Consider the following 7493-nt stretch of genomic DNA (forward strand, 5'->3'; position numbering starts at 1 on the left):
AATCGCGGGCAGGATGTCAACCCCCGATACTCCAAAATGATCCGCTGCCGGGTTCATGGTTCTTTCCGCGGTCGTCTCTGTGCACGAGCGCCGCATGATGGCGTTCAAGAGGTGTGGCATCCCGATGTTAAGAGCGCGGTGCGCGTAACGCCCGCAGGGACGACTTCGAGATTGCCAGCACCGTCGTCCCGGCAGGGACGCATGCTCCGCCGAAGGCGGATCTGGGTTTATTTTAGGACTACTTCATGCGGTACGCATCTCTGCCTGGAATTCGGTGCCATCTGTCCAGATGGCATGGAGGATGACGGCCATTTTGCGCGCGACAGCAACCTTGGCCTTCTTGGTGCCGATGCGTTTGGCCAACTTGCTGCCCCAGCGCTTGAGCGAAGAACCTCGCCTGACAACAGTCAGCAGGACGTTCGCGGCCTCGAACAGATAAGTTCGCATCTGGTGGTTGCCGCGCTTGGAGATGCGGCCAGTGCGATCCATCTCACCAGATTGATAACGTCTTGGTGTCAAGCCGAGATAGGCGCCGACGTCGGCGGAGTGTCGGAAGCGAGTGGGGTCGTCGATGGTAACGACGAAAGACAGGGCAGTCAGTGGACCGATGCCGAGAACGGTCATCATTCGCCGAACGGTCTGGTCAGCTTTTGCCGCTGCCAGGAGTAATCGATCGAACTTCTCAATCTGCTCAGTCAAGCAGGCCTGGACAAGGAGTAGCGGTGCGAAAATATCTTGTAAATCCGGCGCTTCAGCGAGCACGGCGTCGACTTTGCGACCGAGGTTAGTCGAGCCGGCCTTGCCGAGCACTATTCCCAGCCCCTTGCACAGACCGCGCATTTGGTTGTCAATATCTCGCCGTAGATTCACCAGCCTGTTTCGAGCCGCCAGCATCGAACGGGTTTTCCAGTTCTCCGCCCCCTTAACGGCCGCTTCCCGGTACCAACCCATGCGGGCCATTTCGGCCAACCCCCTGGCATCGTTCTGATCCGACTTGTTGATGCGCATCGATAACGCTGCGTTGGCATGACGCGCGTCCAGGCAAATTACCGGAAAGCCTAGCGCTTTGAGTTGGTGCCAAAGCCAATTGGAAAGCGAGCCCGTTTCAAACACGATCCGTTCAGCGTTGCCGGCGTGCTGCCGCAAGAGTTTGGCGATGGCCTCAGGATTGGTCGACGCGCAACCTTCGAATGTCACGCCGCCGGTTTGGTTCAAAACGCAAATGCTGGTTTCTTCCATAGAGATGTCCAGACCAACGTACTGCTTCATGGCGCTGCTTCCTTTCGATAATCTGCGGAGACTGATCCTACTGACCCTCGTGTCCTCAGGAAGACGTCAGCCGCGATTACGCCATGTTAACAAGCCGGATTGAGCTGGGCCTGGCAAGCGAGCGCTCGCCATAGCAATCCCAGGAACAGGCGCAATAATTCCCTGAACCAGGCGAGGATGCGGCGCAAGTTGTGGCCGACGGCTGAGAGGATGACGTTGGCGGCGTCGCCGGCGCGGCCTTTCAGGTAGCAGCGGCCGAGATGACCTTCTGCTTTCATGTGTCCGATGACGGGCTCGATGGCGGAGCGGCGGCGCAGCTCGCGCTTGATGACGCCGAAGACGCCGCGCCTCTGGCCGGAGATGAAGACGCGACGTGGATTTTGAGCGTCGTGGCCGCGGTACCCCTTGTCGACATAGGCCCGCTCGATCGGACAGCTGGTGAGTGTCTCGGTGCGGTCGATGACGCCTCGCAAGGTGTGACCGTCGTAGGGGTTGTCGGGCATCGCGCTGGCGTGCAGCACGAACTGGCCTCCGGGGGCTCGGCCGTTGTTCGTGACGATGGAGGCCTTCACGCCGAATTCATAGGGCGTGGCGGCCTTGCCCTTGCCGATGCACTCCACCTCCGGGGCATGAAAGGAATAGAGCTTCCAGCCGCGCTGGCGCTGCTGCTGTGAGCGGATCTGGCTGGCTCGACCAAGGGGGAGTGCGAACGCCTCTTCCAGTGTTGGTTGGCCCTCAATCTTGCGGCGGATGTCGCGGATGATCCGGCCCAGCCGGCTGCGCAGGATACGCAACTGCCGCTGATGCCGTCCGAATTGTTTGGCATGAGCGTAGCGACCCGCCATCATCGCGGCTGCCTTGGCCACGCGAGAATAGGATTGCCGCAGCCTGACGCCGTGTTGTCTCGCCATGCGGTTGAGCCCCCTGATGGCCGCATGCAAGAGCTTGGCATCGGTCGGAAAGGTGATGGCCTTCGGTTGCACCGTGGTGTCGACCGTGACCCGCTTGAGGTCCTGGCTGCGTAACGCGCCGGCCACGTGCGCCACCCGCAGGCTCTCAGCCAGCAGCAGCTCCAGCTTGTCGCCGAGCCGCTTGCGCCAATGGCTCAGGTCCGAGCGCTCGTGCGGGAAGGTGTGCTGGAAGAACTCTTCGCCGGTGAAGAACTGTCGAGTGGGCCGAGGGAGTTTCACCCTCAGCCCCTCACAGAACCGGACGTGATACTCTCGCATCATCCGGCTCTTGTTACCCAACTGTTGCGCGACCAAGGCGTGCCCAGTGGACGAAGAGCGAGGGGTTACGCTTCGCAATGCTGTTCAGCCGCCGCAAGCTCCGTCCCCGGTGCCTTTTGAGCGGCTTGTACTTCCGTCGGAGCCAGGCTCCGAGACGTTCGTCGAAGTACGTGAACAGCTTCCACAGCTCCGTTGGATAGAAGCGCCCATAATACTGCCACCACCCTTGAAGGACCGGATTGAGTATTCGGGCTATATCAACCAACGGAAGCGGCGCGTGCTGTGGCAAGCGCCAGCTCCTTATCCGCTCCCGCATGCGTTTGAGCGCCTGCGGGCCAATAGCGGGAAGGAAGCGCGTGAAGAGCTTGCCCCAACGGTTCTTCGCCCTACGGGGTCGGAAGGTGAAGCCAAGGAAGGTGAAGTGGATCTGCGGATGTGTCCCCCGTCGATTGCTGTCCTTGCAGTAAACCACTTGGGTTTTCTGCGGGTGCAGCGTCAGATGACAGTCGGCCAACCTTTTCTCCAAAACCGCCTTCAGATGCTCCGCCTCTTGCCGTGTCCGGCAATGGCAGATTGGTCGAGTCGCCCGGGGGGATTTCACCCCCAGGCGCTCCCAGATCCGTACGTGAACCTCTCGGTTCATACGGCTCTTACCGTCCAGCCGCCACCTTGTGCAGCATCGTCCAATGGGACAACAGCACCGGCGCGCGACATACAACGTCGCGCAACCAGTGCGTTGCCCGTCTTCGATGTCGTTTCAGGCGTTTGTATTTCGACATCGCCCATCGCGCGAGGCATCTGTCGAGATAACGTAGTGTCGGGTAAAGCGCCGATTTGTAGTACCGACCATAGTAGTTCATCCAACCTCGGATGACCGGGTTGAACATCCTCGCCAAGTCGTCGATCCTCTTATCCACACGGCAGTGTAGTTGCCAAGCGCGGATTTCCTGTCGGATTGCCTTCGTCGCGGCGTTGCTGACACCGGGGCTGAAGTTGACGAAGTGCTTTCCCCAACGGTTCTTCGACCGACGGGCGCGAAACGTGTAGCCCAGAAAGTCGAATTTCTGTTCGGGATAATCACCTCGTCGGTCATCATCCTTACAATAGACGATCTTCGTCTTGTCCGGATGAAGCTCCAGTCCACATTCAGCAAAGCGCTTCGCAAGCGCGTCCTTCAGTTCTTGTGCCTGCTGCTCACTATCGCAATGGCAGAGGATGTCATCGGCATAGCGTTCGAACGGTATTTGCGGATGGTTCTTCGCCATCCAGCGATCGAACGCATAGTGAAGGAACAGATTCGCCTTCAGCGGTGATACCACCGAGCCCTGAGGCGTGCCCTTCTCGCGGGGCTCAAGGGTACCGTCTTCCAGTTGAACGGCGGCTTTCAACCATCGTTCAATGTACAACAGCACCCAAGCACAGTTCGTGTGTTTCCAAACCGCCTTGAGCAAGAGCTCATGCGGAATCGAGTCAAAATAACCCCGGATGTCGAGATCGAGCACGAAGGGATGCTGCCAGCAGCGCTGGCGGGCAACCCCAACGGCATCAAGCGCCGATTTTCCGGGTCGATATCCGAAGGAATCTGGATGAAAGTGCTTCTCCAAATTCGGTTCCAGATATCCTTTGACAACCGCCTGTGCGACGCGATCCGATACCGTAGGTATTCCTAACGGCCTCTTGCCGCCATCGCGCTTGGCGATCTGCACACGCTTGACCGGCGGTGGAAAGTAGCTGCCCGAAGACATTCGATTCCAGAGCTTGTACAGATTATTCTGCAAGTCTGCTTCGAACGCTTCAATCGACTGCTCGTCCACACCGGCTGCGCCCCGATTTGCTTTAACCCGTTTGTACGCTTCCCAGACCCAGCGTTTGGGGATGTCATACGGCTTTGCTTGACCCAAAAGAGTCCTCCCGTTTCCGGTTGTTCTTCCAATCAAGCGGGACAGTGCCGTGCCTTCGCTCCAACGCCATTACAGCGCCTTCATCACTACTACACACGGCTCCGCCCCTGCATCGCGCATTGGTACTCAGACTCTTGTGGGGCGGCCACTTGAGCCGCTCCCTTGGCATCGCGATACAGGTTCCCACGTTCCGCACAGAAGCCTGAACCGAGGTCACGCCACCTCGCCTGCCGGACGCCGCCTGAGCCGTAAACAGGTGTCGCTCAGACTGATCCCAAGGTAACGACTTCCCCTTGGTTTTGACGTCTTCCCTACGCTTTCGACAGTTCATCGGTGGTTGGCTTGCGCTCGTCTCCTCGATCCTCACCTGACAAAGTCTTGCTCTGCCTTTTCCGGTCTCGCTCACCACCTCGACCATGAAGCCGAAGCAGCAGCCGGTGGTTTGAACCCTGATCCTGCAACCCGAGTTCGAGGGGCCGCCCCTCATCTTCTGTGCAGCAAGGCTGCTCAAAGGTGTTCTACATCACACCTCCTCGCGCCGTCGTGGCGCACCATCATCGGCATAGCGTTCGAACGGAATGCGCGGAAACGTCCGACGCATCCACGCATCGAAGCTATAATGCAGAAAAAGATTCGCCAGCAGCGGGCTTACCACTCCACCTTGCGGTGTCCCGGCTTCCCGTTTCTGGATGGTCCCATCGGGCATCTCTACCGGAGCCTTCAGCCATCGTTCGACATACAGCAAAACCCAGGGCTCCTGACTGTGCTTCCGAAGCGCTCGCATCAGAAGGGCATGATCGATCGTGTCGAAAGACTACTCGACAGACTACCCACCACCGCGCTCATCATCTCGACGACTATCCCGATCAGGTAACCATCGTTCGGTCGCGCCATCCCTTTGAGGGATCTGCGCTTAATGTGCTTGGCTGGTGTCATCGACGCGGCGAACTTCATCTGACGCTTGTACTGCCCGATGGTACCCGTGCCCTTGTACCGGCCGCGTGGACAGATCTGCCTATCGCACAACATTTACCGCGTGCAAGCCCGCAAAGCGCTCGAGCGGCATTCCTGGCTTCCCACGCCGAGCTGCTGCACGTCCGAACGATCGTCGACGCTTTGCTGCGGCAATTGGATGCCGCGCATACTGTCCTACCACCGGAATCGGAGGACAGCCATGCAGCAGCTAAGCTTTCTCGACCCACCACCTCAGCGCGGGGCCGTACCCGTATGGGGGGCCCTCGATAAAGAGCAGCGCGCACAACTCGTGCTGCGACTCGCCCGACTAATCGCCCGAGCAATCGCCACTGCCGGAGATCACAACGATGAACGAACTGAGCAAGATCACCGCTGAGCACCTACGCCGATGCGCAATCGTCTACGTGCGTCAGTCCAGTACGACGCAGGTCGAGCATAATCGCGAGTCCACTACCCGTCAGTACGAGTTAGCCGAACGCGCCGCGCGGCTTGGTTGGCGACGCGATCAGGTGAAGGTCATCGATGAGGACCTCGGTATTTCCGGTTCCGGCCTTTCCGAGCGCACCGGGTTCGCGCGTATGACCGCGGAGGTCGGCCTCGGCCAGGTGGGCATCGTGCTCGGCTTGGAAGTCTCGCGACTAGCGCGCAATAATGCTGATTGGTACCGTCTGCTCGATCTATGTGGCCTGACCCACACGCTCATCGGTGATGGAGATGGGATTTATCATCCGGGCTTGTTCAATGACCGCCTGGTGCTCGGGCTCAAAGGTACGATGTCAGAAGCAGAGCTGCATGTGTTGCGTGCGCGGCTGCTCGGTGGCATCCGCAACAAGGCCGCACGCGGAGAACTGCACCGCGGGCTGCCGGTGGGTCTGGTACGGGGCGACGCCGACGGGGAGGTGCTGCTGCATCCTGACGAGTCGGTGCAAGCCGCGATCCATGCTGTCTTCGACCGGTTTGCCGAATTCGGCTCGGCACGACGCGTGTGGCTGTGGTTCCGCTCGCAAGGCCTGCGCTTTCCGCTGCACTCCAACAGCCTTGTCGATCTCCGCTGGGTCACCCCCACTTACACAAAGATCCACCAGGTCCTCACCAACCCGTTCTATGCCGGCGTTTATGTGTATGGCCGCACCCAGCAGACATGCTATCTCGATGCGGGCTGTCGAATCCGAAAGCGCATCAGACAACGCGACCGCGAGCAGTGGCCGGTGTTCATTCGTGACCATCATGCCGGATACATCGATTGGAATACCTTCGAGGCGAACCAGAAGCGCCTGGCGCAGAACATCCGTCCTCGACCGCACCAGAGCGGGGGCGCCGTGAGAGAAGGCGCAGCACTCCTGCAAGGCCTCGCCGTATGCGGACACTGCGGTCGGCGCCTGGCCGTACACTACAGCGGCCGGTTCTCGGCGCCCGGATACCACTGCGCCGGCAAGAACATCGTCAACGGCCGGGGCGAGTACTGCCTCAACATCGCCGGTGTGCAGATTGATGCGGCTGTCGCCGAAGCGTTCCTTGCGGCTCTCGCGCCCGCAGGCCTGGAAGCCTCGCTCCAGGCGATCGAGCAATTCGATGCCGATCACGAGACGACTCTCGCGCAGTTCCGTCGCGACGTCGAGCGTGCGCGCTACAACGCGCAGCGCGCCGAGCGACGCTATCGCGCCGTGGACCCGGAGAATAGACTCGTCGCGCGTGGACTCGAAGCAGAATGGGAAAGCGCTCTGCTGGAACTGGAGACTGCCGAATCCGAACTCTCGGACCGCGAACATGCCCGACCGCGCCTTTCAATTACCCACATTTGGAATCGGATTTGAACGACGCGCTGCGGGCGAAATCTTGAATCGGAAGAATCTGTTGTGATTCATTGTTGAGCACCTGATTCGGAGGCGTGGGGTGCTTGATGGGCTTGGTGAAGGACCGCGCGGAGGCACGTGCTCAGCGATTGACGGCCGGCATTGAGACTGAGGCGTGGGTTGATCGGGAAGCTGTGGGAAGCGAGTTTAAGGATCAGCGGCTTGGCCGCCGGTTCTGCAAATTGCTCGCACAAATCGGGAGTGACATGGGTCAAAGCATCCCGCTGGTTTGTCAGGACTGGGCCAACACAAAGGCCGCCTATCGC

Annotated in this window: 5 protein-coding genes and 2 pseudogenes; 2 read left to right on the forward strand and 5 right to left on the reverse strand. The window is 59.8% G+C overall.

Annotated elements, in window-relative coordinates; translation table 11 throughout:
* Window positions 1–243: 243 nt before the first annotated feature.
* The 5 genes and pseudogenes from K289_RS0139925 to K289_RS0139945 form a co-directional block, all read right to left on the reverse strand.
* Window positions 244–1269 (reverse strand): IS110 family transposase, encoded by a 1026-nt coding sequence (locus K289_RS0139925; RefSeq protein ID WP_027556376.1) that lies wholly within the window; start codon window positions 1267–1269, stop codon window positions 244–246.
* An 86-nt stretch (window positions 1270–1355) separates the two neighbouring features.
* A pseudogene (locus tag K289_RS47115) lies at window positions 1356–2444 on the reverse strand (IS5 family transposase); the annotation flags it as partial.
* A gap of 67 nt (window positions 2445–2511) precedes the next feature.
* Window positions 2512–3012: a group II intron maturase-specific domain-containing protein gene (locus K289_RS47120; protein ID WP_245284141.1), complete on the reverse strand. Its 501-nt coding sequence runs from the start codon at window positions 3010–3012 to the stop codon at window positions 2512–2514.
* 136 nt (window positions 3013–3148) lie between these two features.
* Entirely contained in the window at window positions 3149–4399 is a 1251-nt protein-coding gene (gene ltrA, locus K289_RS0139940) for a group II intron reverse transcriptase/maturase (protein ID WP_027556440.1), read from the reverse strand.
* A gap of 553 nt (window positions 4400–4952) precedes the next feature.
* A pseudogene (locus K289_RS0139945) lies at window positions 4953–5213 on the reverse strand (reverse transcriptase domain-containing protein); the annotation flags it as partial.
* Window positions 5214–5721: 508 nt separating this feature from the next.
* On the opposite strand from K289_RS0139945, the gene K289_RS47125 reads away from it, so the two are divergent.
* Both K289_RS47125 and K289_RS47130 read left to right on the forward strand, forming a co-directional pair.
* Complete coding sequence (locus K289_RS47125; protein WP_051311336.1) at window positions 5722–7188, forward strand: recombinase family protein; 1467 nt, start codon at window positions 5722–5724, stop codon at window positions 7186–7188.
* 86 nt (window positions 7189–7274) lie between these two features.
* A partial coding sequence (locus tag K289_RS47130) for a transposase (RefSeq protein WP_198024886.1) occupies window positions 7275–7493 on the forward strand: 219 nt, incomplete at its 3' end.

This window comes from Bradyrhizobium sp. Cp5.3 (genome assembly GCF_000426265.1).
Classification (GTDB): Bacteria; Pseudomonadota; Alphaproteobacteria; order Rhizobiales; family Xanthobacteraceae; genus Bradyrhizobium; species Bradyrhizobium neotropicale.

What these genes read in the sequence shown, in the direction of transcription:
- K289_RS0139925 (WP_027556376.1), bottom strand. Translation starts at nt 1,269, where the DNA reads ATGAAGCAGTACGTTGGTCTGGACATCTCTATGGAAGAAACCAGCATT.
- K289_RS47125 (WP_051311336.1), top strand. Translation starts at nt 5,722, where the DNA reads ATGAACGAACTGAGCAAGATCACCGCTGAGCACCTACGCCGATGCGCA.